Origin of the sequence: Streptomyces sp. NPDC088246 (assembly GCF_044741025.1) — a bacterium.
In the GTDB taxonomy this organism is placed as follows: Bacteria; Actinomycetota; Actinomycetes; order Streptomycetales; family Streptomycetaceae; genus Streptomyces.
The window spans coordinates 133256-160219 of the sequence record NZ_JBIURV010000005.1 but is presented as its reverse complement, the minus strand read 5'-3'; the positions used below and the strand labels follow the sequence as shown (position 1 = coordinate 160219).

Below are 26964 nucleotides of genomic sequence, written 5' to 3'. Positions count from 1 at the left end.
GCGATCCAGCTGCGATACTCCGTCCCCTTCCCCCCTCCATCGCGGCGCAATTGTTAGACGCAGGTCACATGTTCGCTCCCGCCCGAGTCGGCCATGCTTGCCTGGACAGGCATTGCCCAAGGTGCAGAGGGGACAGCGACATGGCCGACCAGATGGCGGACAGCGTGCTCTACGAAGTGAGCGACGGACTCGCGACCATCACGATCAACCCTCCCGACGCGATGAACGCCCTGAACACCGCGGCCAAGGTGGCGCTCCGTGACGCGCTGAAGTCCGCGGCGGCCGACACCGCCGTACGGGCCGTTCTGCTCACCGCGACCGGGCGCGCCTTCTGCGTCGGCCAGGATCTGAAGGAGCACGTCGGCAAGCTCGACGAGGCCCGTGAGTCCGCCGGCGGCAACGCGCTGAGCACCGTGCGGGAGCACTACAACCCGATCGTGCGGGCCATCACCGAGATGCCCAAGCCGGTCGTCGCCGGGGTGAACGGTGTCGCCGCCGGTGCCGGTTTCGGGTTCGCGCTCGCCTGCGACTACCGGGTGGTCGCCGACACCGCCTCGTTCAACACCTCGTTCGCCGGGGTCGCCCTCACCGCCGACTCGGGCGTCTCCTGGACGCTGCCCCGCCTGATCGGGCAGAGCCGCGCCGCCGACCTGCTGCTCTTCCCGCGCTCGATCTCCGCGCAGGAGGCCCATGAGCTGGGCATCGTGAACAAGCTGGTGCCCGCCGCCGACCTGGCCGCTCAGGCCGTCGCCGTGGCCCGCACCCTGGCGTCCGGTCCCACGGTGGCGTACGCGGCGCTGAAGGAGTCCCTGGCCTACGGCGCCGGTCACACGCTGAGCGAGTCGCTGGAGAAGGAGGACGAACTCCAGACGAAGGCGGGCGCGTCCGAGGACCACACGATCGCGGTGCAGGCGTTCCTCAACAAGGAGAAGCCGAAGTACCTCGGCCGGTAGCCGCCGGCGCGGGTCTACGCCCCGGTGCCGCGCGCCACGCAGTCGGCCAGGTGGTCGTCGACCAGGCCGCAGGCCTGCATCAGGGCGTAGGCCGTCGTGGGTCCGACGAAGCGCAGACCGCGCTTCTTGAGGTCCTTGGCCAGAGCCGTGGACTCCGGGGTGACCGCGGGAACGTCGCCGACGGTGCGCGGGGCCGGGCGGCCGGCCGGGTCGGGGGCGTAGGACCAGATCAGCTCGTCCAGCTCGCCGTCGCGCCAGCCGGCCAGCACCTTGGCGTTGGCGAGGGTCGCGTCGATCTTCGCCCGGTTGCGGATGATGCCGGCGTCGGCGAGGAGGCGCTCCTTGTCGGCGTCGGTGAACTCCGCCACCGCGGGGATCTTGAACCCGGCGAAGGCGGAACGGAAGCCCTCCCGGCGGCGCAGGATCGTCAGCCAGGAAAGGCCCGACTGGAAGGCCTCCAGGCAGAGCCGTTCGAAGAGGGCGTCGTCGCCGTGGACGGGGCGGCCCCATTCGGTGTCGTGATAGGCGAGGTAGTCCTCGGTGGAGAGCCCCCACGGGCAGCGCAGACCGCCGTCCGGGGCCGCTTCTGCGCCGCCGCTCATCGCTGGGGCTCCTCTCCGGGGTGCTCTGTCCGCTGCGGGTCCTGCCGGTGTTCCTGCCGGTGTTCCTGTCGGGGCGCCTCCCACGGCGCTCTCGGACGGTCCTCCGGCCGCTCCGGCGTCAGCTGCGGCACGTCCTGCGGCCGCTTGAGGAGATCGGGGCCGCCGACCGCGGTCGCCTGCGCGCCGGCCAGCGCCGACTGCAGTTCCGCGATCCGCGCGTCCCGCTCGGCGAGCTCGGCGCCGAGCCGGCCGAGCGCCTCGTCGACATCCGTCATGCGGTAGCCGCGTACGGCCACCGGCAGCCGCAGCGCCTCGACATCCGCGCGGCCGACCGGGCGCGTCGCGGGCAGCGGGTCGGTCAGCTGCTCCGCCGCCACGTCCTGCAGGACGGCACTCTTCCCTCCGCCGACCACCGCGAGGGTGACCGCGGCCACGACCACCACCATCGCCAGCAGCAAGAACCAGAACACGCGTATCTCCCCGGGAGCGGAAACCTGTCCGGGTCCGATCGTGCCATGCGGTGCCGACAGTTAGGGTCGCAGGCGACCCACCGGGCGATCTACCAGAGGAGAGACACGGGATGCGAAGCGGTGCGCTCAGGCTGGGGCGGCGTGAATTCGGTGCGCACGAGCCGGTGATCATGGCGATCGTGAACCGCACCCCTGACTCCTTCTACGACCAGGGCGCGACGTTCCAGGACGAGCCGGCGCTGGCCCGGGTCGAGCAGGCGATCGCGGACGGCGCGGCGATCGTGGACATCGGGGGTGTGAAGGCGGGCCCCGGTGAAGAGGTGACCGCCGAGGAAGAGGCCCGTCGCACGGTGGGGTTCGTCGCGGAGGTGCGGCGCCGCCACCCGGATGTGGTGATCAGCGTCGACACCTGGCGCCACGATGTCGGCGAGGCGGTCTGCGAGGCCGGTGCGGATGTGCTGAACGACGCGTGGGGCGGCGTCGACCCGAAGCTCGCGGAGGTCGCCGCGCGGTACGGCGCCGGTCTGGTGTGTACGCACGCGGGCGGCGCCGAGCCGCGGACCCGGCCGCACCGGATCGCGTACGACGACGTGATGGCGGACATCCTGCGGGTGACGCTGGGGCTGGCCGAGCGGGCGGTCGGACTCGGGGTGCGGCCGGACGGGATCATGATCGATCCCGGTCATGACTTCGGGAAGAACACCCGGCATTCGCTGGAGGCGACGCGTCGGCTCGGCGAGATGGCGGAGACCGGCTGGCCGGTCCTCGTATCGCTGTCCAACAAGGACTTCGTCGGGGAGACGCTCGACCGGCCGGTGAAGGAACGGGTGATCGGGACGCTGGCGACGACGGCCGTGTCCGCGTGGCTGGGGGCGCAGGTGTACCGGGTGCACGAGGTGGCGGAGACGCGGCAGGTGCTGGACATGGTGGCGTCCATCGCGGGGCACCGGGAGCCGGCGGTGGCACGGAGGGGGCTGGCGTAACCGGGGCGTGAGGTGGCAGGGGGCAGGGCGCCTGTGGCGGACCTTGCCCCCTGCCCGCCCTTCCCGGAACCGGGGCTCTGCCCGGCCCCCGCTCCTCGATCGCCGGAGGGGCTTGAACTACCGGCCGACCTCCTTCGTCACGAGGTCGACCGCCTCGTCCACGTCATCCGTGACGTGGAACAGCAGCAGGTCGTGCTCGGACGCCTTGCCCTGCGCCACCACCGTGTCCCGCAGCCAGTCCACGAGCCCGCTCCAGTACGCGGTGCCGAACAGCACGATCGGGAAGCGGGTGACCTTGCCCGTCTGGACGAGGGTGAGGGCCTCGAAGAGTTCGTCCAGGGTGCCGAGGCCGCCGGGCAGAACGACGAACCCCTGGGCATACTTCACGAACATCGTTTTTCGGACAAAAAAGTAGCGGAAGTTCACGCCGATATCGACGTGCGGGTTGAGGCCTGACTCGAAGGGCAGCTCGATGCCGAGGCCGACCGAGACGCCCTTCGCCTCCCGCGCCCCCTTGTTCGCCGCTTCCATCGCTCCGGGGCCACCTCCGGTGATCACCGCGAAGCCGGCCTCGACCAGGGCCTTGCCGATCCTTACGCCCGCCTCGTAGTCCGGCCCGCCGGCCGGGGAGCGGGCCGAGCCGAAGACGCTGATGGCGCTCGGCAGCTCGGCGAGGGCTCCGAATCCTTCGACGAACTCCGACTGGATGCGCATCACCCGCCATGGGTCGGTGTGCACCCACTCGGAGTCGCCCTCGGTGTCCAGCAGCCGCTGATCGGTGGTGCCGGGCTGCACCTGGTCCCTGCGGCGCAGTACCGGGCCCTGCCGCTGCTCCTCGGGGACGTGCGCTCCCTCGGGATTGCCCATGACCTGCTCCCTCCGACGACGATCGATGACCATCTGTGTCAGGTCAGGGTAGATCGGCGGAGGTTACGGACAGGGGAATACCGTGGGTCAGCTGGTGAGCCAGGAGCGGAGCCGCTCCTCGCAGTGGGTGATCCGGTCGACCGCCACATGCTCGTTGCGCTTGTGCGCGAGGAGCGGGTCACCGGGTCCGTAGTTCACCGCGGGAACGCCGAGGGAGCTGAAACGGGAGACGTCGGTCCAGCCGAACTTGGGGTGGGCGGTGCCGCCGACCGCCGCCATGAACGCCTTGGCAGCCGGGTGGGAAAGACCGGGCATGGCCGCGCCCGAGTGGTCGTCGACGGTGAATTCGACGACGCCGCAGTCCGCGAAGACCTCGTGGACGTGGGCCAGTGCCTCCTCGGCGGTGCGGTCGGGGGCGTACCGGTAGTTGACGACGACCGTGCACGCGTCCGGGATGACGTTGTTGGCGACGCCCCCCTCGATCCGTACGGCGTTGAGACCCTCGCGGTATTCGAGACCGTCGATGACCGGGCGGCGCGGTTCGTACGCGGCGAGGCGGGCCAGGATCGGGGCGGCGGCGTGGATGGCGTTGGACCCCATCCAGCTGCGGGCGGAGTGGGCCCGCTCCCCCTCGGTACGCAGGAAGACCCGCAGGGTGCCCTGGCAGCCGCCCTCCACCTGGCCGTCGGTGCCCTCCAGGAGGACCGCGAAGTCTCCGGCGAGCCACTCGGGGTGGGCGTCGGCCACGTGGCCGAGACCGTTGAGGTGCGCGGCAACCTCTTCGTTGTCGTAGAACACGAAGGTGAGGTCGCGGTTGGGCTCGGGCACGGTCGCGGCGATCCTCAGCTGGACGGCGACGCCCGACTTCATGTCGGAGGTGCCGCAGCCCCACAGCACACCGTCGCCGTCGAGCCGGGACGGCACATTGTCGGCGATCGGCACGGTGTCGATGTGTCCGGCGAGCACGACCCGCTCGGCACGGCCCAGGTTCGTCCGGGCCACGACGTTGTTGCCGTGCCGGTCGACGGTCAGATGCGGGAGGGTGCGCAGCGCCGACTCGATCGCGTCGGCGAGCTCCTCCTCCTGACCGCTGACCGACGGGAAGTCGACGAGCCGGGCGGTGAGCGCCGGGCCGTCCAGGGTGAGGTCGAGCGTGCTTTCGGGCATGGAGCCGACCCTAAAGGACTGGGCCCTCGGCCCCGGCCGGGCACTCCAGTACGGTGGCTCCGTGCCCCGGACCGTCTCCCCCGCCCGCCGACACACCGGCCGCAGCCGCCTCTTCCGTATCGCGGCTGCTTTTGTCGTGCTCGCCGCGCTGGGCGGCTATCTGGCCGTGCAGTACATTTCCGGCAGCAAGGTCACCGAAGGCTGCACCGTGGAGTCCGCCGACGGTTCGGCCGGCCAGGGCCGTACGTATCGGATGAGCCCGGAGCAGGCTTCGAACGCCGCGACGATCTCCGCGGTCGGCACCTCGCGCGGGCTGCCGGAGCGGGCGGTGACGATCGCGCTGGCGACCGCGTTGCAGGAGTCCGGGCTGCGCAATATCGAGCACGGGGACCGGGACTCGCTGGGGCTGTTCCAGCAGCGTCCTTCGCAGGGCTGGGGCACCGAGAAACAGATCCTGGACCCGGTCTACTCCGCGGGGGAGTTCTACCGGCATCTGGCCGAGGTCCCCGGCTATTCGCGGCTGCCGCTGACGGTCGCCGCGCAGCGGGTCCAGCGCAGCGGTTTCCCGCAGGCGTACGCGAAGCACGAGCCGGATGCGGCGTTGCTGGCGGCCGCGCTGACCGGCCGTACGCCTGCCGCGCTGACCTGCACGCCGCCCCGGACGACGGCTGCGAAGGCCGATGCGGCGAAGGTGCGGGCGGAGCTGGTCCGCGCCTTCGGCAAGGATGTGCTGCCCGCGGAGAAGCGGTCGCCGAAGGACGGAACGGGCGCGGCCGGTGCGTCGGCGACGAGCACGGTCTCGGTGCCGGTGCGGGCGGCCCGCGCCGCCGGGGACGACGATTCGGCGCGGCGCGGCTGGGAGCTCGCACACTGGGCGGTCGCGCAGTCCGAGGCACTCCGCCTGGACGAGGTCGCGTACGCGGGCCGGGTGTGGAAGGCCGGGTCGGGCTGGCGGACGGAGCGTACGGAATCGGGCACCACCGAGGTCCGTATGAGGCTCGCACGCTAGTGCGGACAGTCACCCGAAGGCGTTATCCGGCCGGCACGGAACGCCCCCTGGCGCAACATCTCCCGTCACCGCTCCGCGACTCCTCAATTTCCTTGCAGTCAAAGGGAAGTGACGGTTCATCGGGTCATCCGGGAATGCGGCGTCCGCCCGGGTTCCTCCGTTGTGGATTATGTGACGCATTGCCGACTCTTTGCCTGGTCCCACCGCAACCTCCCCCGCCCCTACGACGGTTGTCACTGCGTCCGGTCAACGGACAGACAGATTCCTCATCCCGTCGAAGGAGCATCATGTCCCTCCCCCTGACCCGCCGGATCGCCCGTGCCGCGCTGCTGATCGCCGCGGGTGCAGCCCCCGTGGTCGGTGCGGCCGGTGCCGCAGGTGCCGCGGAGCTCCCGCATGCCCCGGAGCTCGGCGGTCTGACCACCGTCGACGGCGACGGCCTCGGCAAGACGGTCGACGGCGCGTCCCAGCAGGGCACCAAGGCGGCGAGCGAAACCGGCGGCAAGATCGTCGGGACGACCCTTCCGGTCGCGGGCAAGACCGTCGGCAAGGCCGGCGCCCAGGCCGCCCCCACCGTGCAGACCGCCGCCGGCGGCGCCGCGGGGAGCGCGGGCGAGGTCCTGGGCGGCGCCGCCGGTGCCGCGCCGCGAGGCGGCCTGCCCACCCAGGGCCTGCCGATCGGCTGACCCGATCCGTCGGCACATCACACGCGAGGGGCCTCGGGAGTGCGCCCGAGGCCCCTCGCGTGTACCGCCCGCTATCGGGCCAGCCGCTTGACCGCGGCGGCCACCCGCTCGTCCGTCGCCGTGAACGCGACGCGTACGAAGCGGTCACCGGCCGTTCCGTAGAAGTCGCCCGGTGCCACCAGAATGCCGAGCCCCGCCAGGTACGCCACGGTCTCCCAGCACGGCTCGTCGCGCGTCGCCCACAGGTAGAGGCTCGCCTCGCTGTGCTCGATCCGGAAGCCGTGGGCCTCCAGCGCCGTGCGCAGGGCCGCGCGCCGGGCCGCGTACCGGGTCCGCTGCTCGGCGACGTGCTCGTCGTCGCCGAGCGCAGCGACGGTCGCCGCCTGGACAGGGGCCGACGTCATCATTCCGCTGTGCTTGCGGATCAGCAGCAGCTCGCCGAGTACGGCCGCGTCGCCCGCGATGAAGGCCGCACGGTATCCGGCCAGGTTGGAGCGCTTGGAGAGCGAGTGGACGGCGACGATGCCCTCGTACGTACCGCCGCAGACGTCCGGATGCAGTACGGAGACGGGTTCGGCCTCCCAGCCCAGCTCCAGGTAGCACTCGTCGCTGAAGAGCAGCACGTCGTGCTCGCGCGCCCAGGCGACGATCCGGATCAGCTCGTCCTTGGACAGGACGCGACCGGTCGGGTTGGACGGCGAGTTGAGCCAGAGCAGCTTCAGGCCGGCCGGGTCCAGCTCCGTCGGGTCGTCGTAGACGACAGGCTCGGCGCCGCAGAGCCGGGCGCCCACCTCGTACGTCGGGTAGGCGAGGCGCGGGTACGCCACCTTGTCGCCCGCGCCGAGGCCGAGCTGCGTCGGCAGCCAGGCCACCAGCTCCTTGGACCCGACGACCGGCAGGACGTTCTCGTGCGCCACCCCGACCGCGCCGAGCCGCCGCTCCACCCAGCCGGTGATCGCGTCACGCAGCTCGGCGGTCCCCCACACCGTCGGATAGCCGGGGCTGTCCGCGGCGGCGACGAGCGCCCGCTGGATCAGCCCGGGCACCGGGTCGACGGGCGTGCCGACCGACAGGTCCACGATGCCGTCCGGGTGGGCGGCGGCCGTCGACTTGTAGGGCGCAAGCTTGTCCCAGGGGAAGACCGGGAGACGGGAGGAGACTGCGGACACGGATCTCTGCTTTCTCGTACGGGGGTTCCGAGGGTTGCTCGGGGCGCTCGGGCGTGGAAACGCCTCGGCCCCGCACGGTGACAAGCCGTACGGGACCGGGGCGACGCACGTGCCGGCCGCTGACTACTGGTTCTGCGGCGGCAGCGCAGCGATGAACGCGTGGTCGCGTTCGATCAGGCCCAGCTTGGAGGCACCACCGGGCGACCCGAGGTCGTCGAAGAACTCGACGTTCGCCTTGTAGTAGTCCTTCCACTCCTCCGGGGTGTCGTCCTCGTAGAAGATTGCCTCGACCGGGCACACCGGTTCACAGGCTCCACAGTCGACGCATTCGTCCGGGTGGATGTACAAGGACCGCTGGCCCTCGTAGATGCAGTCGACGGGGCACTCTTCGATGCAGGCCTTGTCCTTTACGTCGACACAAGGCTGCGCGATGACGTAGGTCACGCTGTCGTTCCTCCTCGGTAGGGCGTTGGCTCTCGCGCGGGAGCGCGGCGTCGTCGATGCCCACCCCTAGTATCTCCGTTCCCGGGCGCGAACCGAACAGGAGGGGCGGACAGAGCTATGGAATTCACCATCGGCGGACAACTCGAAGTCCGAATTACACCGGCTGACGTGGGCAAACGGGTATCAGTCCGGCGCACGGCCGAGGGCGGCTCGCAGGGGCCGAAGTTCACCGACACGGTCGGTGTTCTCACATCATGGGACAGTGATGTGCTGTCGATCACAACGAAGAGCGGCGACTGCGTCCGTATCGCGGAATCGACGCTGGTGGCGGGCAAGGTCGTGCCCGCCGCCCCGGCCCGGCGGCGCGGTCCCGCGGCCTCCTTCGACGAGCTCGCGCCCGTCTGTGCCCGCGCCTGGCAGCCGCTGGAGAGCGAGCCGTTGGGCGACTGGCAGCTGCGCGCCGCTCAGGGGTTCACCCGGCGTGCCAACTCCGTGCTGCCGCTCGGCGATCCGGGCGTACCGCTCGACGAGGCGCTCGGGCGCGTCCGGCAGTGGTACGGGGAGCGGGACCTGCCCGCGTACATCCAGACCGCGACCGGCGCCGAGGGCACCCAGGAACAGCTCTGTGCGGCGCTGGAGCAGCGCGGATGGCGACGCGAGGTGACGGCGGAGGTACGGATCGCCGCGCTGGCGCCGATCGGTGATCTGGACGCGGATGTGTCGCAGGTACGGCTGAGCCGGGACCTCGACGAGACGTGGCTCTCCCGCTATCAGCGCTTCGACACCCCTGGGCCGCACGTCCTGAAGGTGCTGCGCGGCGGTCCCTCGGTGTGGTTCGCCTCGGTGCCCGGCGACACCGAGGGCGCACCGCCCGCGGCGATCGGGCGGTGCGTGGTGGACGGGCGGTGGACCGGCTTCATGGCCGTCGAGGTCGCTCCCGAGTACCGGCGCCGGGGGATCGCCACCGCCGTGATGGCCGCGCTCGCCCGCAAGGCCCTGGACGAGGGCGCGTCGGCGGCGTGGCTCCAGGTGGAGACGGACAACGAGGGGGCGCGGGCGCTGTACGAGCGCATGGGGTTCGCGGTCCATCACCTGTATCACCACTTCCGGTCGGCGTGACGGAGACGGACGAGCCCCATGAATCCTCACCACCCCGAGCAGCCCGAGCGTCCCGGCCCGGACGAGCTGCGCCGGCAGTTCGCCGAGGAGGCGCGCGCCGAGCGGCCGGACCTCGCGCTGCTCTGCCTGTTGCTGGGCGCGGTGGCCGACCCGGCGCTGGACGCGAACGGGATCGACGCGGCGCAGATCGAACTGGACGAGCTGGCGGGCCGGCTTCCGTACGGGGTACGGGGCGGCCGGGCCTGGGCCTCGGCCCTTGCCGGATTTCTCGGTGAACGGTGCGGCTTCGCGGGCTCGTCGGCGGACTACCAGCGGCTGGAGTCGTCGCTGCTGCACGAGGTGCTGCGCCGGCGTCGCGGGCTGCCGATCCTGCTGTCCGTGGTGTGGATCGAGGTCGCGCGGCGGGCGGGCGCTCCGGTGTACGGGGTGGCGCTGCCCGGTCACTTCGTCGTCGGGTTCGGCGACCCTTCGGAGCGGGTGCTGGCCGACCCGTTCGACGGCGGCCGGCCGATGACCGGGCAGGACGCGGAGCTGCTGGTGGCGGGGGCGACCGGGGAGCCGCTCGAGGAGTCGATGCTGGTGCCCGCGCGGCCGCTGGAGATCGTGCTGCGGATCCTGAACAACATCAGGGCGTGGGCGGCGGCCCGTCCGGAGCGGACGGATGTGGCGCTGTGGGCGGTGGATCTGTCGCTGCTGCTGCCCTCGCATCCGGCCAGGCTGCGCTACGAGCGGGCGCAGCTACTCGTACAGAGCGGGCAGTTTCTGCGCGGGGCGGCGGAGATGGAGGAGTACGCGGATGTGGTCGCCGGGATCGAACCCGAGGCGGCGGAGACGATCCGGCGACGGGCGCGGGCGGCGCGAGCGTTGCTGAACTAGCGGGGCGGGGCTCGGGAGGCGGCCGGCCGCCGGTCCGCGCCCCCGTCTCAGCGCCGCTCCGCACCCGAGGACGTGAGGGAACCCGCCCACCCACAACGGACCACGCCCCCGGAGACGTGCCGCCGAACGGGACGAGAAAGCGGCAACCCGGTGCACCCAACACCGTTCGGGATGCGCCCGGCACGCAGCAGTGGGTCCAGGACCCACTCATGCACGCTGGTCAGGAACGGCGCCCTGCAACGAGGTGAAACGGGAGCCGTGCAGGGCCGGGTACGTGTGTACGGGCCGGGAACGTGCCGGGGCGGCGCACGGTGGCTGAGCCCCGGCCGGACCGGCCCCGGTCAGCGGGCATCCTCCCGTCCGGCGATCCTGCGCACCGTGTGCAGCAGGTACTCCTTGCGGTGGAGCGGATTGCGGTCGGTGCGTGGCCGGTCCGGGGGCGTACCGACGACCGCCCGATAACGGTCGAAGCCGGATTCCAGGACCCCTTCGCCGCGTGTCAGGGCCGGGAGCTGTTGCTGCAGTTCATGGACCCGCGCCGCCGGAATCTCTCCCTCCAGCGCACATGTCGCACCTTGCACGGCCGGTGTCCCGGGGACGGCACGCATATGTGCGAGTACCGGCAGGAGCGGACCCAGCACGTCCGCGGGGAGTTCCAGACGGAAGCGGTGCATCGGCTCGTACACCGTGGTGCCGGCCTCCTTCAGCGCACTCATCAGGACCAGAGGGGTCAGATTGCGGAAGTCCCCCGCGGTGCTCGACATGCTCTTGTCGAAAACGGCATGGGAATGGCTCTGCCGGGGCCAGTAGCCGGAGTGCGTCATGGTGACGACGCAATCGGTGACCTGCCAGCCGTGGATTCCCTGCCGCAAGGTCTCCCCGACGGTCTCCTCCACCGCCCTCATCAGGGAGAACGGCATCGATCCGAGCTCCACCTCCAGCCGGTACTCGATACCGCTGCCGATCGGGGCGGGATCGATCCGAAGGCCGATGGTTGCCAGAAAGGGATTCGGATCCTGGTCGCCGACCTCGTACGCCGCACCGCTGCCGTTCGGCCGTTCCAGGCAAATGGTCGTGGTCTTGCGGAAGGTGACATCGATTCCGAATTCATCGGCGAGCGTCGCCTGGATGACTTCTTTCTGTACCTCGCCGTAGAGCGAGACGGACACTTCTTTCCGGATGTCGTCCTGCCGCAGATTGATCAATGGATCCTGCTCGGCCAGTTGCGCGAGCGCGAAATGCAGCTCGCCCCTGCTCGCCGGAGCACAGGGCACCACGACCGATTCCAGGGTCGGCGGGGCGAACCAACGGCCCTGCGCGGTCGTGTCCGATACGCCGACCGTATCGCCGACCCGAATGCCGCCGAGGCCCCGGAGCTTCGCGATCCGGCCGGCGCCGACCGCTGCTTCGCGCACGTCCGAGCCTCGGTCGAAGACACTGATCGCGGTCACTTTCCCCTCGTCACGTCCCTCGCCCCGGCCGAACGGCAGCCGGTCACGTGTCCGTACCGTGCCCGAGAAGATCCGGACGTAGGCGATCTTCTCGCCACCCGGCCCCCGCTCCACCTTGAAGACGGATCCCGAGACCGGCCCGTCGGCATCACCCTCACCCGCGGGCAGCAACTCCCTCACCCCACCGATCAGGGCGTCCACACCCGCCCCGGTGATCGCCGAGCCGAAGAACACCGGATGCACCAGCGCCTGCCCGGTCTGCGTGGACAGCGCTTCGCGCAGCCTGCTGTACGGGAGCGGCGCCGCGTGCTCGACGTATGCGGCCAGCAGCGCGTCGTCGTGGTCGGCGAGAAGCTCGGTCAGCCGGGCCGTGAAGTCCGCGTCGGCACCGGTGTACGGCGTGCAGCGGGCGTCCCGGCCGCCCGGTCCGTCGACCGATCCCATGGCAAGCACAGCCGGGGTCAGTTTCTCCGAAATGCTCCGCAGAAGGGACTCGTCCTGCGCACCGCCGCGATCGACCTTGTTCACGAAAATGAGCGTCGGAATGCGCAGGCGTTGCAGTGTCCGCATCAGAACACGGGTCTGCGCCTGTACGCCCTCCACGGCGGAGATGACCAGCACAGCACCGTCGAGCACGTTCAGCACCCGTTCCACCTCGGCGATGAAATCCGGGTGACCGGGTGTGTCGATGAGATTGACCGTGATGTCGTCGATGGCGAACGAGACGACTGCGGACTTGATCGTGATGCCGCGTTGTCGTTCCAGCGCCAGGGAATCGGTCTGGGTGCTCCCGTCGTCGACGCTGCCGATCTCATCGATGACACCGGCAGTGTGGAGCAGCCGCTCGGTCAGGCTTGTCTTACCGGCGTCGACATGCGCCAGAATTCCCAGATTCAGCGTGTGCACAAAACTCCATGCCTTCGAGATCGGTGGAAATTTCCGTCTGAATGAACACGAGAGTTCCGCGCATGATCATCTCCTCGGTCGATCGAGTACTGGAGGGGGAGTACAGCAGGCGGCCGCCCCGAGCGGCAACCGATTTACCAGCCTGCCATTCACCGAGCCGGGGATGCCTGCCGGAACCCGCGTGCCCGCCTCCTGCGCTTTCACACCCGGCAGCCGAGGACAAGTAGATCAGCCTCTGCGCATCGGCGGGTCACGTACGCCGTTACGCAAATTCAAAGTATGGCTCCGGGCGAATTCCCGCCAGGCACCGCGCGCGCACGTCTCGCCGGACAGGGAGAGCGATTCTTCTCAACTCCAGTTCGCCAAAGGGCTGTTCGAGCCCATCGAGGGATCATTGCGGAGCCGGGTGGCGATTGGGCCACCGTGCCGAAGCGTCGGCAAACGAGTGGACGATCGCCGCCCAAACCTCACGTGGCTCTGCGTGCAGTCCAACGGGTGATTATTGGCTTTTCGCCACCCGAAGGGCCCACGACATGGCCTCAATGCGGCATTTTGCGTTGGCGCAAAGTGACATTCGGACTGACGGTAGATCATGTCGCCACTGCGCCAGTCTGAGTCGACGCCCTGTCACTCTTCGCAGTTGCGGCGGAAGGAATGTGTTCAGATGCGCTCTGCCCGCACACTGTTCGCTTCGGCCGCTGTCACAGCGGTCCTTGCCATTACCGGTCCCTCCGCCTACGCCATGGCCACGGCCGCGGATTCGGGACACCACAAGGGATCCTCGTCCTCGCGCAGCGACGAGAACGGAAAGTCCGGCTCCGACGAAGGTGGCCGTGGCGGCGACGACGAGGGTGGCCGCGGCGGCGACGAAGGCGGTCGCGGCGGCGACGAGGGTGGCCGCGGCGGCGACGAAGGCGGCCGTGGCGGCGACGACGAGGGTGGCCGCGGCGGCGACGAAGGCGGCCGCGGCGACAAGGGTGGCCGCGGCGGCGACGAAGGCGGCCGCGGCGGCGACAAGGGCAAGCCCAGCGGTGGCGTTCAGGCCGGCGGCGGCTTCATGGCCCGGGTCATCACCGACGACGAGGGTGGCCGCGGCGGCGACGACGAAGGTGGCCGCGGCGGCGACGACGAGGGCGGTCGCGGCGGCGACGACGAGGGTGGCCGCGGCGGCGACGAAGGCGGTCGCGGCGACAAGGGTGGTCGCGGCGGCGACGAAGGCGGTCGCGGCGGCGACAAGGGTGGCCGTGGCGGCGACGAAGGTGGCCGCGGCGGCGACAAGGGCAAGCCCAGCGGTGGCGTCAACGCCGGCGGCGGCTTCATGGCCCGGGTCATCACCGACGACGAAGGCGGTCGCGGCGGCGACGACGAAGGTGGCCGCGGCGGCGACGACGAGGGCGGCCGCGGCGGCGACGAAGGCGGTCGCGGCGACAAGGGTGGTCGCGGCGGCGACGACGAGGGCGGCCGTGGCGGCGACAAGGGTGGCCGCGGCGGCGACGAAGGTGGCCGCGGCGGCGACAAGGGCAAGCCCAGCGGTGGCGTCAACGCCGGCGGCGGCGGTATGGCTACGACCAGCAACAGCCTGGCCGCCGGCTCGGCGCTGCTGATCGGTGGCATCGGCTTCGGCGCGTACAAGCTGCGCCGTCGCCAGTCGTCGGGCGGTGCGATCGCCTGACCGGGCCCAACGGCTGACCGGTCGTTTCGTTTGTCGCGGCCGCCGTCCCTCGGGGCGGCGGCCGCGACGGCTTCGATTGCACACCCCACCCTCACCCCCGCACCCCTCCCTCACCCCTCTCCAACACCGCACAACCGAAAGGCACGTTCCCATGGCCGCCCCGCAGTCTCCCGGCTCCATCCCAACCCGGACTGCCCCCGGAACCACACTGGGCCGCGCCTTGATGTGGCCCGCCGTGGCAGCCGGGGTCGGCATGCTCCTGATCTACAACTCCATCGAAACCTCGGTCGACGACAAGCCGCCGGCCCCACCCGCCGCCGTCGCGCCCGCAGCCGCACCCGAGGTCCTCGGCTCCCATGCCGCGCCCCGACCCGTCACCCCGTCGGCGCCCGCCGTCGGCCCGGCGATGTCGCGTTCCGTCCCGACGCGGCTGCAGATTCCGTCCCTCGCCGTCAAGGCACCGTTCACCGCCCTGTCCATCGGCGCCGACGGTCGGCTGAACCCGCCGCCCCCGAACGACAGCAACTTGGTGGGCTGGTTCAAGGGCGGTGTCACCCCTGGCGAGCGCGGTGCCGCGATCGTGGCGGGCCATGTCGACACGACGACCGGTCCGGCCGTGTTCCTGCAGCTCCAGTTCCTCAAGCCGGGTTCCACGGTCGACATCACCCGCGCCGACGGCTCGGTCGCCACATTCAAGGTCGACTCCGTCGAGACGTTCAACAAGGCGAAGTTCCCGGACAAGCGCGTCTACTCGGACACCCCGTCCGCGCAACTGCGCCTGATCACTTGCGGCGGCCCGTACAACAGGAAGGCCAAGCACTACGAGGACAACGTGGTGGCCTTCGCCCACCTCGAATCCTCCAAGAATGGCTGACAGCCGGTCGGCGGTCGACGCCGGGATACAACCATCCGCCGGGCCGGGAGGTCGTACGGGGCGGCACGGAACCTGAGTTCCTGCCGCCCCGACTCGCCTTCTGAGCAACGGATTTGAGCAACGTGCCCGTTCTCTCCCACCGCCGCCGCCTGGCGATCGCAACCGGCATCGCTCTGGTCGCCGGAGCCGTCGTGATGCCCGTCGGCCACGCCACGACGAAGCCGACCGCCCCCGCATCCGAACGTCGCTGTGGGCGCCCCTATGGCTACCGTCGGCAAGGCGGAGGGTGCGGGCCCGCCGCGAGCGTTCTCCTCGGGGCCCCGGCGGCCTGTCCTCCACCCGCAAGCAGCGGTGTGAGCCGCACCGGCTCCAAGGAGTTCGGCCAGTACACGGCAGGGGTCCCGGGTGTCGCCGAGACGGGCGACCACTTCGGCGAGGCCACCGCACTGGGCGACTACGACGGCAACGGACGCGCGGAGCTGGTGGCCGGCGACCCCACGGAGAACAGCAGCAGGGGCGCTCTGTGGATCTTCGGCTCGGACGCCACCGGGATCATCGCCAAAGGCGCCGTCTCATTCGGCGCGGCCACCCTCGGCGCCCCGGCCGGCCTGTCCCGCTTCAGCGAGACGCTGACGGCCTGACCGTGCGGGGGTGCGCCCCCGCACGTACGCCGTCACACCAGGCCTTCACCCTTGACCGCCGTGACGAACGGCGTCCAGGCCGAGGCCGCGAAGACGACGGCCGGGCCGTGCGGGTTCTTGCTGTCACGGACGGGGACGCAGGCGGTGCAGTCGTCGTTCACTTCAAGACAGTCGCCGCTTTCGCCACCGCTGTACGAGGACTTGCGCCAGGTCGCGTATGCCTCGCTGACCTCCAGGCAACTGCCCTCATTCGCGCCGCTGTAGCTGGACTTGCGCCACATGGGCAGGGACGAGGCGTCCAGAACGATGTGCTCACTGCGCTTCATGCTCGTATTCCTCCGCGACTGACCTGATGAGGGCTAACGACTTCTGGTGCGACAGCGCATCTCCCAGGACAAGATCGTAAGCCGCGAGGCACTGCTGTACCACTGTCGCGGTGTCCCAGACCTTGCCCGTCTTCCAGCCCTCGGCATAGACGATGGGCGGCAGATCCTCGAACCACATGAGAGAGACCATGCCTTCCATCAGGGTATGAGCGCCCACACCAAACGGAAGCACATGGACGCGGATGCGGCGGCTGTCGCCCAACGCCAGGACGTGCTGCAACTGTTGCGCCATCACCAACGGCCCGCCGACCGGACGTCGCAGCGCTGCTTCGTCCAGTAGCGTCCACACAACTGGTGACTTGGGATCGTCGAGGATTCGAGATCGTCCGAGGCGCGTGACGAGCGCCTCGTCACATTCCTCCTCAGTCATGGGAGGAAAGCGCGTCTGAAAGACCGCCCGGGCATACCCATCGGTCTGCAGGATGCCCGGGATCAGTGACGCCCCGTACTCCCTGATAACCGACGCCTGTTGCTCAAACTCTGCCGCAGCCTCGAAGTGTTCCGCGACTTTCCGCCCGTCCAACGTAGGCAGAAACCGCACGAAGAACCCGCCCGTCCCCAGCACCTGGTCCAGCCTCTGGGCGTCCTCCGGCGACGGTCTCCGCCGCCCCGCCTCCATGTGCGCCACGTGTGTGCGCGAGAGAATTGCACGCTGGCTCAACTGCTCCTGCGTGAGCCCGGCCGCCTCCCGGCGGCTGCGCAGTTCCTCGCCGTACGAGACCCGGGATTCGGGATTGTCCTCGATGGCCACCGGCAATTCCCCTATGTGCGAAGCGCGTCGTCACTCTGAACCCTCTGGCGAGCGTATCCGCAAGCAGCCCACTCTGTGACGTGAATTACACACAGAGTGAGAGGCAGTGCAATGGCAACGCCCTTCGGGCAGGACACCTACGTCGCCCACACCGGCACCGACGTCTACGGCCCAGGCAAGGTCATCGAGGTCGACGGGGACCGTCGGCGTGTGCGGTTCGTGCACTTCGTGGCGACCATCAGCGCGGGCGACCTGCGCGACGCCTCGCCCGAGGAGACCCATGTCATCCAGGCCTGGCTCAAACGGAAGCAGGAGCGCTACGGCGGCGAGTGGTGAGCCTGCGTGAAGTGACCCTGCGTGCACGCACGTTGCTGTACGGTGACCGATAAAACGGCCCTCATCGCTGGTTGCACCCGGCGACAAGGGCCTACACCGTCAGTGCCTACCCTAGGAGCACCAACAATGCTTCGGCATGTTATCGCCCCCGTTCGTTTCTTTTCCCAGGTGTCCAACGAGATCCTCCGACATCCCCGGCTGTCGTCCGACGCGGTCCGCATCCTCACCTGGCAGCTCTCCCTCCCCCAGGACACCGACGAGTCCCTCTCCCGCACCGCCGACCGCGCCGGGATCAAGAAGGGCGCCTTCAACCGCGCCAAGGCGCAGCTCAAGGAGGAGGGGTACGTACACGAGTGGCGGCAGCAAGGGCTGCGCGGCCTCTGGACCACCGTGCAGCTCGTGTCGTCCGTACCGCTGACCGCCGAGGAGGCCCTCGCCGCGCGCGACGGGCGTCCGACGGTCGCCTGTCCGGCCGCCGGTCAGCCGAGGGGCCGGGTCACCGGTCGTCATCCCGAAAAGACCCCCGAAGGGAACACCTCCGACCTTCCCCCGCGCTCGGCCCCCGAGCCGGAAGCGGAGCGCGGGGCAAGGGAGTTGGTCGACAGCCTGACCGCGCTGGACGCCCGGCTGACCGTGCCGCGCGGCATGGTCCCGCAGCTCGTCGCCCTCGCCTCCGAGTGGCTGACTCTCGGGCACACCGCCGATGACGTACGCGCGGACATCCGACGCAGTCTGCCCGGGCAGGGGCAGGCCATCCACCGGCCCGGCGGCCTCCTGCGATACGTGCTCCGCGAGCCGAGTCCCGTGACGCCACCCACCCCGCCGACACCTCCCGCCCCGCCGTCCCGCCTGTCCCTGATGCGGGAGTGCGCCGGACCCCACGTACAGCCGCTGCTCTTCACTCCCGTGGGAGACGAGGAGCTGTGCGGTTCGTGCCAGAGTGCGGCACCGCAGCGGGAATCGGCGGCTGCGGCCACTGTGCGTGGTGCGGCGGCCGTGCGCGCGGGGATGCCGGGCCGACTCGCCCGCCCACGCCGCTGAAAGGACAGGCCTTGGAGCCAGCCCTTCTCGCGGGCGATCCGGGCCGCCTCCGCCCGATTGCGGGCCGCCATCTTCTGGATCGCCATGGAGAGGTAGTTGCGGACCGTCCTGCCGGAGGCGGAGCGTACGGCGAAGCGATGCCCGGGGCTTCTCGTGGCGTCACGTCGTGTTCGACCTGCTCCGCACCGGACGGCCGGCGGCGTCAAGCCCGTCCGGAGAGCCTCACTTCACCTTGTACTGACACATCTTGTCGGATTTGCCGCCCTGGTTGTCCGCGACCTTCTTCCCATCGACGGTGATGACGCAGGCCGCCGCGTGGAGCATGCCGTCGGGGTCGGGCACGGAGCCGGGAACGACGGACACCGAAAGGCCGGTCCTCTTCTCGGCGTCGGTCGTCAAGGTGATGGTCGACGTCTTCTTCCAGGGCAGCGTCACCTTCTCCATCTTGTTGGTGTCGAGGTTGTAGTAGACCTGCGACGTGCCCGTACCAAGAACTTCGAGGGTGACCTCGTGCTTGCCCTCGCCACTGCCGGCGTCCGGCTGCGGCTTCCCGCTCGCGTTCGCGTTCGCGGACTTGCCGACGGTCGCCGGGCCGTCGTCGCTGCCGCATCCCGTCAGCAGAGTCGTGGCCAGGACCAGAGCCGTTCCAATGATGATCTTGCGCATGCTTCCCCCTAGCGAATGAGTAAGTGATCTTAGACCGACCGGAAAATGGGGGGTGGCGTATTCGCATCGGTACGAAGGAACCGACGAACCCGCCCTCCCGGCCGAACCCACCGCATGGCCTGCCAACGGATCGGCGAGTGGCCACCGGCACACCATTTCGGAAGACGTGACTTGAACGTAAGTGAGGTGTCATGCAAGGACGACCAGCCCCGGTCCTGTGCACAGCCCTCTCGTGGCCACCTTGACCTGGCAGCCCGTCGCAAGAGTGCTCCTACGTCCGGGACGAGCACCGTTCCGTCGCAGGTGGCGTCCTTCCCTCAGCCGGGGGAACGGAGCGGGGTCCGGTCGCGGCGACAACGGCGGCCGGGCCCCGGCCTGCTGCTACGGCTCTACAGCCAGCCCTTCTCGCGGGCGATGCGGACCGCCTCGGCCCGGTTGCGGGCCGCCATCTTCTGGATCGCCATGGAGAGGTAGTTGCGGACCGTCCCCTGCGAGAGGTGGAGCGTGGCCGCGATCTCCGCGTTGGTGGAGCCGTCCGCCGCCGTGCGCAGCACATCGCGTTCGCGGTCGGTGAGCGGGCTCGCCCCGTCGGCGAGTGCGGCAGCCGCGAGGGTGGGATCGATGACCCGCTCCCCCGCCAGCACCTTCCTTACCGCCGAGGCCAGTTGGGCGGCCGGTGCGTCCTTCACCAGGAAGGCGTCGGCGCCCGACTCCATGGCGCGGCGCAGGTAGCCGGGGCGGCCGAAGGTGGTGACGACGACGACCTTCACCGCCGGGAGTTCGCGCCGCAGGGCCGCCGCCGCGTCGATACCGGTCATGCCCGGCATCTCGATGTCCAGGAGCGCCACGTCGATGCGATGCTCCTGGGCCGCGGCGAGCACCTCGTCCCCCCGGGCGACCTGGGCCACCACCTCGATGTCGGGTTCCAGGCCGAGGAGTGCCGCGAGGGCCTCGCGCACCATGGACTGGTCCTCGGCGAGGAGGAGTCTGATCATGCTCATTCCGTGGATCCTAGGCCGGAACCGAGCGGGACGGTCAGGGTCAGGGTGAAGCCTTTACCGGATCCGGAGTTACCGGCCCGGCTGGTCAGCGCGCCGTCGACCGTGGCCAGGCGTTCGGTGATGCCGGTGAGGCCGTTGCCCGGTTTCGTACCCGCGGCTCCGACGCCGTCGTCCGCGACGGTGAGTTCGAGGACCCTGCCGTCGAGGGTCTGGCGGGGGGTGAGGGTGACGGTGCAGTGCCGGGCGCCGCTGTGGCGTACGACGTTGGTGACGGCTTCGCGCAGTGCCCAGGCGAGCACCTCCTCCGGCTTCTCGGGGAGGTCCTCAGGAGCCTCGGCGGGGACGTCGGCGGTGACGCCCGCGGCGGCGAGTGCGGTACGGGCTCCGGCCAGTTCGCCGGGGAGGGTCGGCCTGCGGTAGCCGGTGACGGCGCTGCGTACGTCGACCAGGGCCTGGCGACTGACCTGTTCGATGTCCGCGACCTGGGCGGCCGCCTGCTCCGGATGGTCGGGGAGCATCCTCCCGGCCAGTTCGCTCTTGAGCGTGATGAGCGAGAGCGAGTGGCCGAGCAGGTCGTGCAGATCGCGGGCGAGCCTGAGCCGCTCCTCGTTGGCGGCGAGCTGGGCGACGGTCGCGCGGGCCTCGCGGAGCTGGATCGTCGTACGGATCATCTGCCGTACGCCGGTCATCGCGAAGCCGCCGAGGAGTGCGGGGAAGACCAGGGCGGTGATGATCTCGCGGGGGTGGTCGTCGGTGAGGCCGAGGAGGACCAGGACGGCGACGACCGCGGGAATCAGCCAGCGGGCGGTCCGCAGCGGCAGTGTGGCGCCGACGGAGACCGCCACGTACACGAAGAGGACCAGCCACGCGGTGCCGAGAGTCAGGAAGAGAGTGATGGCGAGGGCGCCGAGGAAGGCGATCGAGGACTGGACGACGCGCCGGTCGAGGGCCTTCGACGTGTGGCGGAAGACCAGCATCAGATAGGCGCCGACGAAGACCAGCAGACCCAGTACGCCCAGCGCGGTGCCCCACGGGGTGTGGTGGCCGTCGGCCAGGTCCTTGACCGGAGCGCTCATGAACGCGAGCCAGACACCGATCCAGAGCAGCTTGATCCCGACCTGCCGGCGTCCCGTCGGCGGGCGCCCGACACCCACGTACTCCTCCTCGTCGTTCACGCCTTCAGGGTGTCCTTCCGGTAGAGCCAGGCTGCGCCGCCCGCGAAGATCAGGAAGTAGGCGCAGAGGATGGCGACGTCCTTGGCGTGCGGCGAGCCGCCCATCTCGATCGCCTGACCGAGAGAAGCGTACGCATGGGTGGGGAGCCACTCGGAAATGTTCTGCAGCCACTGCGGGAAGGTCGCGCTGGGCATCCACAGACCGCCGAGGATGGAGAGCCCGAAGTAGATGATCATCGTGATCGGGCGGACCGCGTCACCGCTGGCGATGTAGCCGATGGCGACCCCGAGCGCGGCGAAGACCAGCGAACCGGCCCAGATGACCCCCGCCAGCGCGAACCACTGCCAGGTGTCCAGCCGTACGTGCTTGACGCCGGCGGCGACCAGGAACACGACCACGATGCAGGGCAGGGTGACCATCGCCGCGCTGGCGATCTTCGCCAGGACGTAGCCGCGGCTGGGCAGTGCGGTGAGCCGGAGCTGGCGGACCCAGCCCTTCTCGCGCTCCTTGGCGATGCGTTCGCTGTTGCCCATGAGGACGGCGGTCAGCGCGCCGAAGGAGGCCATCGAGACCATGAAGAAGGCCTGGAGGGTGAGATCGCTGTGCGGGACCTTGTCGGTGGTGTTCCGGGTGCCGGAGATCAGCAGATAGATCACCGACGGGTAGATGACCGAGAAGAACATGAACTTCTTGTTCCGCAGGGTGCGGGTCACTTCGAGCCTGATCAGGGTGTTCATGCGGTCCTGGCCTCCTCGGCCTCGGTGATGGCGACGAAGGCCTGCTCCAGGCCGAGTCCCGCGACTTCGAGCTCGCGCGGGTAGAGGCCGAGCGCGTAGACGGCGTGGACGGTCGCGTCGGCGTTGTGCGACTGGATGCGGACCCGGTTGCCGGAGGTGTCGAGCGCGGAGAGGAACGGCAGGGCGCGCAGGGCCGCTTCGTCGACCGGGCCCTCCAGCTCGAAGGAGATCCGGCGGGCTCCGGCCTTCGCCTTGATCTCGGCGGCGCTGCCGTCTGCGAGCAGCCGGCCCTTGTGGAGGACGAGAACGCGGTCGGCGATCGCGTCGGCCTCTTCGAGGTAGTGGGTGGCGAACAGGACGGTACGGCCCTGCTCGGCCTGCTCCCGCATCGTGGCCCAGAAGGCCTGGCGGGCGGTGACGTCCATGCCGGTGGTCGGCTCGTCGAGGACGATCAGGTCGTTGGCCCCGGCGGTGGCGAGCGCGAACCGTACGCGCTGCTCCTGACCGCCGGAGAGCTTGTTGACCATGCGGTCGGCGATCTGCGCGATGCCGGCCCGGGACAGCACCTCGCCCACCGGGTAGGGCCTGGGGTGCAGATCGCAGGCGAGGCGGACCAGTTCCTCGACCGTGACGTCCTCCATCAGACCGCCGCTCTGCAGCATCGCGCCGACGCGGCCCGCGGCGATGGCGCCCTGCGGGGTCGTGCCGAAGACCTGGACGGAACCGGAGTCGGCGGGGCGCAGGCCGAGCAGCAGGTCCAGGGTGGAGGACTTTCCGGCGCCGTTGGGGCCGAGGAGCGCAACGGTCTCGCCGGGGTGCAGGTCGAGGGTGAGTCCGTCGACTGCTCGTACCGCTCCGTACGCCTTGCTGACCTGGTCGAAGCGGACCACGGCGGTCTTCGCCCCGGTGGCCTCGGTGGCTGTTGTCGTCATGCGTCCAGCGTGGCGGAGCGGGGGGCCCGTCCGGCAGGGTCGCGGGTCGTGGAAACGGGATGACAGATGTCATGCCGCGCGCATGACGCCGCTGTCGTGCCGGACGTCCGCGGAACACGACGCCGCTGCAGTGCCGTACACCGCCGAACACGACGCCGCCCCCGGCCGGGGGTCCGGACGGGGGCGGTTGTGCGGTGCGGTTCTCCGCGGTGGGGCGGTTATCCGTTTCCGTTCAGGCCGATCGTGACGGTCCGCGCGGCGGGGGTCCTGCCGAGCAGCGCGGTCTGCATGGCATGCGCCACATCGTCCGCACTGAGCTGGTGCTTCTTGCCGTCACCCTTGGTGATCACGATGCCGTCGAAGACGCCGTCACAGAGGGTGTCGATGGCCTTCTTGTCGTAGTGCTCGACCAGTCGGCCCTTGACCGGCACCATCGTGAGGATCTGCGGCAGCGACTTCGCCGGGCCGAACTGGATCTGCTTGGGCCCGGCCTTGATGGTGACCAGGCCGGACATCGCGGGCTTCGCGAAGTCCTTCATCGCCCGGTCCAGTTCGGCCTGGCTGATGGTGGGCTCCCGGGTGGTGACCGGCAGTTCGACGGTGGCCGGCTTGCCCGTCTGCACCTGGGCCCGGTACGCGTCGCGCACCGAGATCATCGACTGGTTGACGTCCAGCGCCTTGCCCGACTTGCCGGGTACGGCGACGGCCTTGCCCGGCTCGAACCTGATCGTGCCGTCGTTGGCCGAGCCGGAGACACCGGCCAGGTCCGTCAGCGCGACACCGAGTTTCTCCTCGTCGACCGGGATCACCGGGTCGACGGCGCGCTTGCCGCCGAAGAGGGAGCCGATGACGGAGACCGGGTTGTAGTCGCTGCCCGCGGCGGAGCGCACGGTCTCCTGGCTGTCCAGGCCGAGCCCGGCCTTGTCCGGTGCGAGCTCGGCCTTCTTGCCGTCCACGGAGAGCTGGAGGGGGGCCTCGGCGCGCTTGCCGAGGGCGGCGTCCAGCTTCGCGACGCCTTCTTCCTTCGTGCCGCCGCCGATGTCGACGCCGAGGACGGTGGTGCCCTTGGGGACGTCGGAGTGGTTCATCAGCAGTCCGGCGCCGTACGCGACACCGACCAGGCCGACGACGCCGACGCAGAGGAGGACCAGCTTGGAGCGGCCCTTCTTCTTCGCCGGCGTGGGCGCCGGGGCGGGGCGGGGCGCCGGGGTGGGCGACGGCGCGACGGGACCGCCGGGTCCTGCCGGTCCGGTGCCCATCGCGTCGTCCGGGATACGGGGCGTCAGATCGGGACGCCCGCCACCGGGGCCGCCCGCGCTCGGGAACGGGGACGGCGAACGGCGCTCCGGCGGAACGACGGGGATGCCGCTGGTGAGCGTGTCACCCGAGACGTTGCCGCCGGGCCCGGCGGAGGCCGGGGCCGCGAACTGGGGCGTCAGCACCGCCGTGTCGTCGGACATCCGCGGGGGCACGCCACCGGGTGCGCCGGGCCCCTGCAGGCCCGCGGGACCACCGGAGCCTCGCGGACCTCCGGGGCCCTGGCCGCCCGCTCCGTCGAGGTTCGGGGTGAGGGACGAGGTGCCGGTGACCGGGCCCGTGGTGGGTCCGGAGGGGCCCGGCGTACGCACCCCGAGGTTCGGCGTGGGGCGCGGGCCGGCTACGGGGCCGCCGTGGCTGAACTCGTCGAGGGCGCTGCGACCGGGGCGGGGTGTGTCCTGGTCGCCCGTGCGCTGCGGGCCGTCCGAGAAATACGGCAGGTCGGCGCGGGGCGGGGCGGGCGCCTCGCCCGTGGGGCCGTCGGCGCCACCGGCCGCGCTGCCGCTGCCGCCGACGACCGAGGTGTTCGTGGGGGCCTTGCGCGGGGCGAACCAGTCGCTGCCGCTCTTCTCCCTGGCCGGCTTGTCGGCAGCCGGTTCCGCGGGCGCGGAACCGGCTCTCGTCTCGGCGCCCGGGTCGGCGTCGGACGCACCCGACGCGGGCGAGCCGGGGCGCGGAATGCTGCCTGTGCGCTCGGCTTCGGCCGTGTCGGCGTCGCTCATGGGCGTACGCATGACAACCGGCGGGATGGGACGCGAGCCCGGAATGTTGATCCGGATGCGCGTCGTCAGCGTCGTCTCGGTCCTCGGCTCCTCGGACTGAGGCGGGTCCGCAGGCTCCGGGGCCCCCTCCGGGGCGTCCTGCGAAGGATGCAGCGACGGATACTGGCGGGATCCGTACGGCGGCGTCCCCGAGGGGTACGCGGCTCCCCCGCGCCCCTGGGGCCCGGAGGACGAACTGTCAGTTTCACGACTCAAAGCAGGTTCTCCCGATTGGCTCCGCCGCCCGTACTTCCCCCATGCCGCAGGCCAGGGGACGGCTCGGCGCGCGAACCACCATACTGGCCGTCGCCGACAGACACTCCGCGACCGGGGGAAACGACTGCGTGACCACCGGACGGACAAGGGGCATTACGGGATCGGACGTGGCACATTACTTGCCAGGTCGGCCGCTGTCGGCGCCCGGTTGAGAGCCTGTCGGGTGACCTTCGATCGGAGAGCGGACGCGGCATGGTGCGTGCGATTCCAAGGCGTCGGGATGGCCTCGTAGCGGAGCTACCAGGCCATTTCGGCAACGCCGGAGGGGGTCCCCCCTGGCCCTTAAGGCCTTGGGGGAGTGCGTGCCATGCCGTGGCCGCCCGATCAGAGGTCACCCGACAGGCTCTGAGGCGACCGCGACATAGTGGCACAGATCACAGCGATCGCCATCCCGCCCAGCATGAAAAGGGTGAGGCCCAGTTCATCGCCGAAGACATAGTCGCCCTCCGGTCGTCCGCCGAGCAGAAGAACGATCGAAATCAGCCAGCCCGCCGCAGGTGCCAGGGCGCCGAGCTGGGTGCCGAAGACGCAGCGCCCGCCGTAGAACAGCCCGGCGCAGGCGACCAGCGCGAGCAGCAACCCGCCGGGGAACCAGGCGGCTTGGACGAGCGCCCCGGCGATCCCGACGAGCGCGCCGAGAACGGCAAGGCCCGCATAGGCGGCGATCCGCCCTGGGTTGAGGGGCGCGGCGAGACCGGTGGCCCGCACGTCCCCGGAGGGTGCACCGGTGCGCGGTGTGCGCTGCTTGCCGCTCACTGTTCCGCCCCCGGTACACCGGCGAACAGATCGTCTTCGCGCGCCCCTTGAGGGGCCCCGGAGGCGCCGTGCACCAACTCGTAGTACTCGGTGGTGAAGACGGGCTGGCCGAGGTCGTTGGAGAGGGCGAAGAAGGGGCCGTCCACGGCGATCTGCGTGGCATGGGCCCGCATCGCCGCGCGTTTGGCCGCCGCATGGGCGGAGCCGTCCATCTGCGCGGTGATCCTCGCGTCGTCGACCACACCCGGTACGTCGTCGATGGCGGCGATCCCCGAGAAGGCGTCCGGCACCGTGTCCCGCAGGCGCGCGAAGCCCTCTTCGGCGACCGAACGCGGCACCCTGTTCCAGTAGATCTTGGCGACGGTGTGCACCGCGCCCGCTCCGGTGCGGTACGCGGGATCGGCGGCGAGCTCCGCCGCGCGCATCGCGACGCGGTGCGCCTGGATGTGGTCGGGGTGCCCGTAGCCGCCGTCGGGGTCGTAGGTGACGAGGACCTGCGGGCGCACCGAGCGGATCACGTCCACGAGGTACTGGGCCGCGTCGTCCACGTCCGCGTCCCAGAAGGCGCCGGGGCGGTGATTCTGCTCGGCGCCCATCATTCCGGAGTCGCGGAAGCGTCCTGGGCCGCCGAGGAGCCGGTGGTCGGTGACCCCGAGCTCCTTCATCGCCGCGGCGAGTTCGCCCTGGCGGTAGGGGCCCAGGGTGTCGTCCCGGTCTGCCGCGAGATGGGCGAGCGCGGGCGGGATGATCTCGCCCTCCTCGCCGAGCGTGCAGGTCACCAGGGTGACCTGGGCACCCTCGGCCGCATACCTGGCCATGGTGGCGCCGTTGTTGATCGACTCGTCGTCGGGGTGCGCGTGCACCAGGAGCAGACGCCGGGCGGGATGATCCGTCATGGGGACCAGCCTACGAGCCGGACAGGCCCTGGACCGACCGCGCC

General features: G+C 70.5%; 28 protein-coding genes and 1 pseudogene. 11 read left to right on the top strand and 18 right to left on the bottom strand.

The window, feature by feature from the left end:
• Nucleotides 1-140: 140 nt before the first annotated feature.
• Nucleotides 141-953, top strand: a complete 813-nt coding sequence (locus ACIPEK_RS10015) for an enoyl-CoA hydratase/isomerase family protein (RefSeq protein WP_401993122.1) — start codon at nucleotides 141-143, stop codon at nucleotides 951-953.
• Between the two features lie 14 nt (nucleotides 954-967).
• Here ACIPEK_RS10015 and ACIPEK_RS10010 read toward each other — a convergent pair whose 3' ends face one another.
• Both ACIPEK_RS10010 and ACIPEK_RS10005 read right to left on the bottom strand, forming a co-directional pair.
• Entirely contained in the window at nucleotides 968-1555 is a 588-nt protein-coding gene (locus tag ACIPEK_RS10010; RefSeq protein ID WP_401993119.1) for a DNA-3-methyladenine glycosylase I, read from the bottom strand.
• Nucleotides 1552-2025 carry a hypothetical protein gene (locus tag ACIPEK_RS10005; protein WP_401993116.1) on the bottom strand — a complete coding sequence of 158 codons (474 nt, stop codon included), beginning with the start codon at nucleotides 2023-2025 and terminating at the stop codon, nucleotides 1552-1554. Before ACIPEK_RS10005 ends, ACIPEK_RS10010 begins: the two co-directional genes overlap by 4 nt.
• Before the next feature lie 110 nt (nucleotides 2026-2135).
• Here ACIPEK_RS10005 and folP point away from each other — a divergent pair, with 110 nt between their 5' ends.
• Nucleotides 2136-3008, top strand: a complete 873-nt coding sequence (gene folP / locus ACIPEK_RS10000) for a dihydropteroate synthase (RefSeq protein ID WP_383078282.1) — start codon at nucleotides 2136-2138, stop codon at nucleotides 3006-3008.
• Nucleotides 3009-3125: 117 nt separating this feature from the next.
• Here the strand turns inward: folP and ACIPEK_RS09995 are convergent, their stop codons facing one another.
• Nucleotides 3126-3875, bottom strand: coding sequence for a TIGR00730 family Rossman fold protein (locus ACIPEK_RS09995; RefSeq protein ID WP_093897516.1), 750 nt, complete (start codon nucleotides 3873-3875; stop codon nucleotides 3126-3128).
• Nucleotides 3876-3962: 87 nt separating this feature from the next.
• On the bottom strand, nucleotides 3963-5042 hold the full coding sequence (dapE, locus tag ACIPEK_RS09990) for a succinyl-diaminopimelate desuccinylase (RefSeq protein ID WP_383078284.1): 1080 nt from the start codon (nucleotides 5040-5042) through the stop codon (nucleotides 3963-3965).
• A gap of 61 nt (nucleotides 5043-5103) precedes the next feature.
• Between dapE and ACIPEK_RS09985 the strand changes: the two genes are divergently transcribed.
• Together ACIPEK_RS09985 and ACIPEK_RS09980 are read left to right on the top strand one after the other, a co-directional pair.
• Nucleotides 5104-6051, top strand: a complete 948-nt coding sequence (locus tag ACIPEK_RS09985) for a hypothetical protein (RefSeq protein ID WP_401993459.1) — start codon at nucleotides 5104-5106, stop codon at nucleotides 6049-6051.
• A gap of 287 nt (nucleotides 6052-6338) precedes the next feature.
• Entirely contained in the window at nucleotides 6339-6737 is a 399-nt protein-coding gene (locus ACIPEK_RS09980; protein WP_401993112.1) for an ATP-binding protein, read from the top strand.
• A 71-nt stretch (nucleotides 6738-6808) separates the two neighbouring features.
• Here the strand turns inward: ACIPEK_RS09980 and ACIPEK_RS09975 are convergent, their stop codons facing one another.
• Both ACIPEK_RS09975 and fdxA read right to left on the bottom strand, forming a co-directional pair.
• Entirely contained in the window at nucleotides 6809-7906 is a 1098-nt protein-coding gene (locus ACIPEK_RS09975) for a bifunctional succinyldiaminopimelate transaminase/glutamate-prephenate aminotransferase (protein WP_401993109.1), read from the bottom strand.
• Nucleotides 7907-8029: 123 nt separating this feature from the next.
• A complete protein-coding gene (gene fdxA / locus ACIPEK_RS09970) occupies nucleotides 8030-8350 on the bottom strand; it encodes a ferredoxin (RefSeq protein ID WP_018956287.1) in 321 nt (106 codons plus the stop codon).
• Between the two features lie 117 nt (nucleotides 8351-8467).
• Here fdxA and ACIPEK_RS09965 point away from each other — a divergent pair, with 117 nt between their 5' ends.
• Together ACIPEK_RS09965 and ACIPEK_RS09960 are read left to right on the top strand one after the other, a co-directional pair.
• Entirely contained in the window at nucleotides 8468-9469 is a 1002-nt protein-coding gene (locus ACIPEK_RS09965) for a GNAT family N-acetyltransferase (protein ID WP_401993106.1), read from the top strand.
• 18 nt (nucleotides 9470-9487) lie between these two features.
• On the top strand, nucleotides 9488-10345 hold the full coding sequence (locus ACIPEK_RS09960; protein WP_401993103.1) for a tetratricopeptide repeat protein: 858 nt from the start codon (nucleotides 9488-9490) through the stop codon (nucleotides 10343-10345).
• Between the two features lie 341 nt (nucleotides 10346-10686).
• On the opposite strand, the gene ACIPEK_RS09955 is transcribed toward ACIPEK_RS09960, so the two are convergent.
• Nucleotides 10687-12702, bottom strand: a complete 2016-nt coding sequence (locus ACIPEK_RS09955) for a GTP-binding protein (RefSeq protein WP_401993100.1) — start codon at nucleotides 12700-12702, stop codon at nucleotides 10687-10689.
• 664 nt (nucleotides 12703-13366) lie between these two features.
• Here ACIPEK_RS09955 and ACIPEK_RS09950 point away from each other — a divergent pair.
• The 3 genes from ACIPEK_RS09950 (at nucleotide 13367) to ACIPEK_RS09940 (ending at nucleotide 15889) form a co-directional block, all read left to right on the top strand.
• Complete coding sequence (locus tag ACIPEK_RS09950) at nucleotides 13367-14374, top strand: hypothetical protein (RefSeq protein WP_401993097.1); 1008 nt, start codon at nucleotides 13367-13369, stop codon at nucleotides 14372-14374.
• 151 nt (nucleotides 14375-14525) lie between these two features.
• Nucleotides 14526-15248 carry a class F sortase gene (locus ACIPEK_RS09945; protein ID WP_401993094.1) on the top strand — a complete coding sequence of 241 codons (723 nt, stop codon included), beginning with the start codon at nucleotides 14526-14528 and terminating at the stop codon, nucleotides 15246-15248.
• A 353-nt stretch (nucleotides 15249-15601) separates the two neighbouring features.
• Nucleotides 15602-15889: an FG-GAP repeat protein gene (locus ACIPEK_RS09940; RefSeq protein WP_401993092.1), complete on the top strand. Its 288-nt coding sequence runs from the start codon at nucleotides 15602-15604 to the stop codon at nucleotides 15887-15889.
• 32 nt (nucleotides 15890-15921) lie between these two features.
• On the opposite strand, the gene ACIPEK_RS09935 is transcribed toward ACIPEK_RS09940, so the two are convergent.
• Nucleotides 15922-16215: a DUF397 domain-containing protein gene (locus ACIPEK_RS09935; RefSeq protein ID WP_401993090.1), complete on the bottom strand. Its 294-nt coding sequence runs from the start codon at nucleotides 16213-16215 to the stop codon at nucleotides 15922-15924.
• Nucleotides 16202-17026: a Scr1 family TA system antitoxin-like transcriptional regulator gene (locus ACIPEK_RS09930; RefSeq protein ID WP_401993089.1), complete on the bottom strand. Its 825-nt coding sequence runs from the start codon at nucleotides 17024-17026 to the stop codon at nucleotides 16202-16204. Before ACIPEK_RS09930 ends, ACIPEK_RS09935 begins: the two co-directional genes overlap by 14 nt.
• A gap of 111 nt (nucleotides 17027-17137) precedes the next feature.
• On the opposite strand from ACIPEK_RS09930, the gene ACIPEK_RS09925 reads away from it, so the two are divergent.
• Both ACIPEK_RS09925 and ACIPEK_RS09920 read left to right on the top strand, forming a co-directional pair.
• Nucleotides 17138-17362, top strand: coding sequence for a hypothetical protein (locus tag ACIPEK_RS09925; protein ID WP_401993087.1), 225 nt, complete (start codon nucleotides 17138-17140; stop codon nucleotides 17360-17362).
• Between the two features lie 168 nt (nucleotides 17363-17530).
• Nucleotides 17531-18403: a hypothetical protein gene (locus ACIPEK_RS09920; RefSeq protein ID WP_401993084.1), complete on the top strand. Its 873-nt coding sequence runs from the start codon at nucleotides 17531-17533 to the stop codon at nucleotides 18401-18403.
• Nucleotides 18404-18417: 14 nt separating this feature from the next.
• Here the strand turns inward: ACIPEK_RS09920 and ACIPEK_RS09915 are convergent.
• From ACIPEK_RS09915 to mshB, 9 genes and pseudogenes are all read right to left on the bottom strand, one after another.
• Nucleotides 18418-18510: pseudogene (locus tag ACIPEK_RS09915) on the bottom strand (DNA-binding response regulator); the annotation flags it as partial.
• 115 nt (nucleotides 18511-18625) lie between these two features.
• Complete coding sequence (locus tag ACIPEK_RS09910; RefSeq protein ID WP_401993081.1) at nucleotides 18626-19069, bottom strand: hypothetical protein; 444 nt, start codon at nucleotides 19067-19069, stop codon at nucleotides 18626-18628.
• A gap of 389 nt (nucleotides 19070-19458) precedes the next feature.
• Nucleotides 19459-20070, bottom strand: a complete 612-nt coding sequence (locus ACIPEK_RS09905) for a response regulator (protein WP_401993078.1) — start codon at nucleotides 20068-20070, stop codon at nucleotides 19459-19461.
• Complete coding sequence (locus ACIPEK_RS09900) at nucleotides 20067-21245, bottom strand: sensor histidine kinase (RefSeq protein WP_401993075.1); 1179 nt, start codon at nucleotides 21243-21245, stop codon at nucleotides 20067-20069. Before ACIPEK_RS09900 ends, ACIPEK_RS09905 begins: the two co-directional genes overlap by 4 nt.
• On the bottom strand, nucleotides 21242-21982 hold the full coding sequence (locus ACIPEK_RS09895; RefSeq protein WP_401993072.1) for an ABC transporter permease: 741 nt from the start codon (nucleotides 21980-21982) through the stop codon (nucleotides 21242-21244). Before ACIPEK_RS09895 ends, ACIPEK_RS09900 begins: the two co-directional genes overlap by 4 nt.
• Nucleotides 21979-22914 carry an ABC transporter ATP-binding protein gene (locus ACIPEK_RS09890; protein WP_401993069.1) on the bottom strand — a complete coding sequence of 312 codons (936 nt, stop codon included), beginning with the start codon at nucleotides 22912-22914 and terminating at the stop codon, nucleotides 21979-21981. The genes ACIPEK_RS09895 and ACIPEK_RS09890 overlap by 4 nt, the downstream gene beginning before the upstream one ends.
• Nucleotides 22915-23132: 218 nt before the next feature.
• Nucleotides 23133-24953 carry a hypothetical protein gene (locus tag ACIPEK_RS09885; RefSeq protein WP_401993066.1) on the bottom strand — a complete coding sequence of 607 codons (1821 nt, stop codon included), beginning with the start codon at nucleotides 24951-24953 and terminating at the stop codon, nucleotides 23133-23135.
• 639 nt (nucleotides 24954-25592) lie between these two features.
• Entirely contained in the window at nucleotides 25593-26024 is a 432-nt protein-coding gene (locus tag ACIPEK_RS09880) for a DUF6113 family protein (protein WP_401993063.1), read from the bottom strand.
• The gene (gene mshB / locus ACIPEK_RS09875; RefSeq protein ID WP_401993060.1) at nucleotides 26021-26920 is read right to left on the bottom strand and encodes an N-acetyl-1-D-myo-inositol-2-amino-2-deoxy-alpha-D-glucopyranoside deacetylase; all 900 of its coding nucleotides are present in this window, start codon (nucleotides 26918-26920) and stop codon (nucleotides 26021-26023) included. The genes ACIPEK_RS09880 and mshB overlap by 4 nt, the downstream gene beginning before the upstream one ends.
• Nucleotides 26921-26964: the final 44 nt, after the last annotated feature.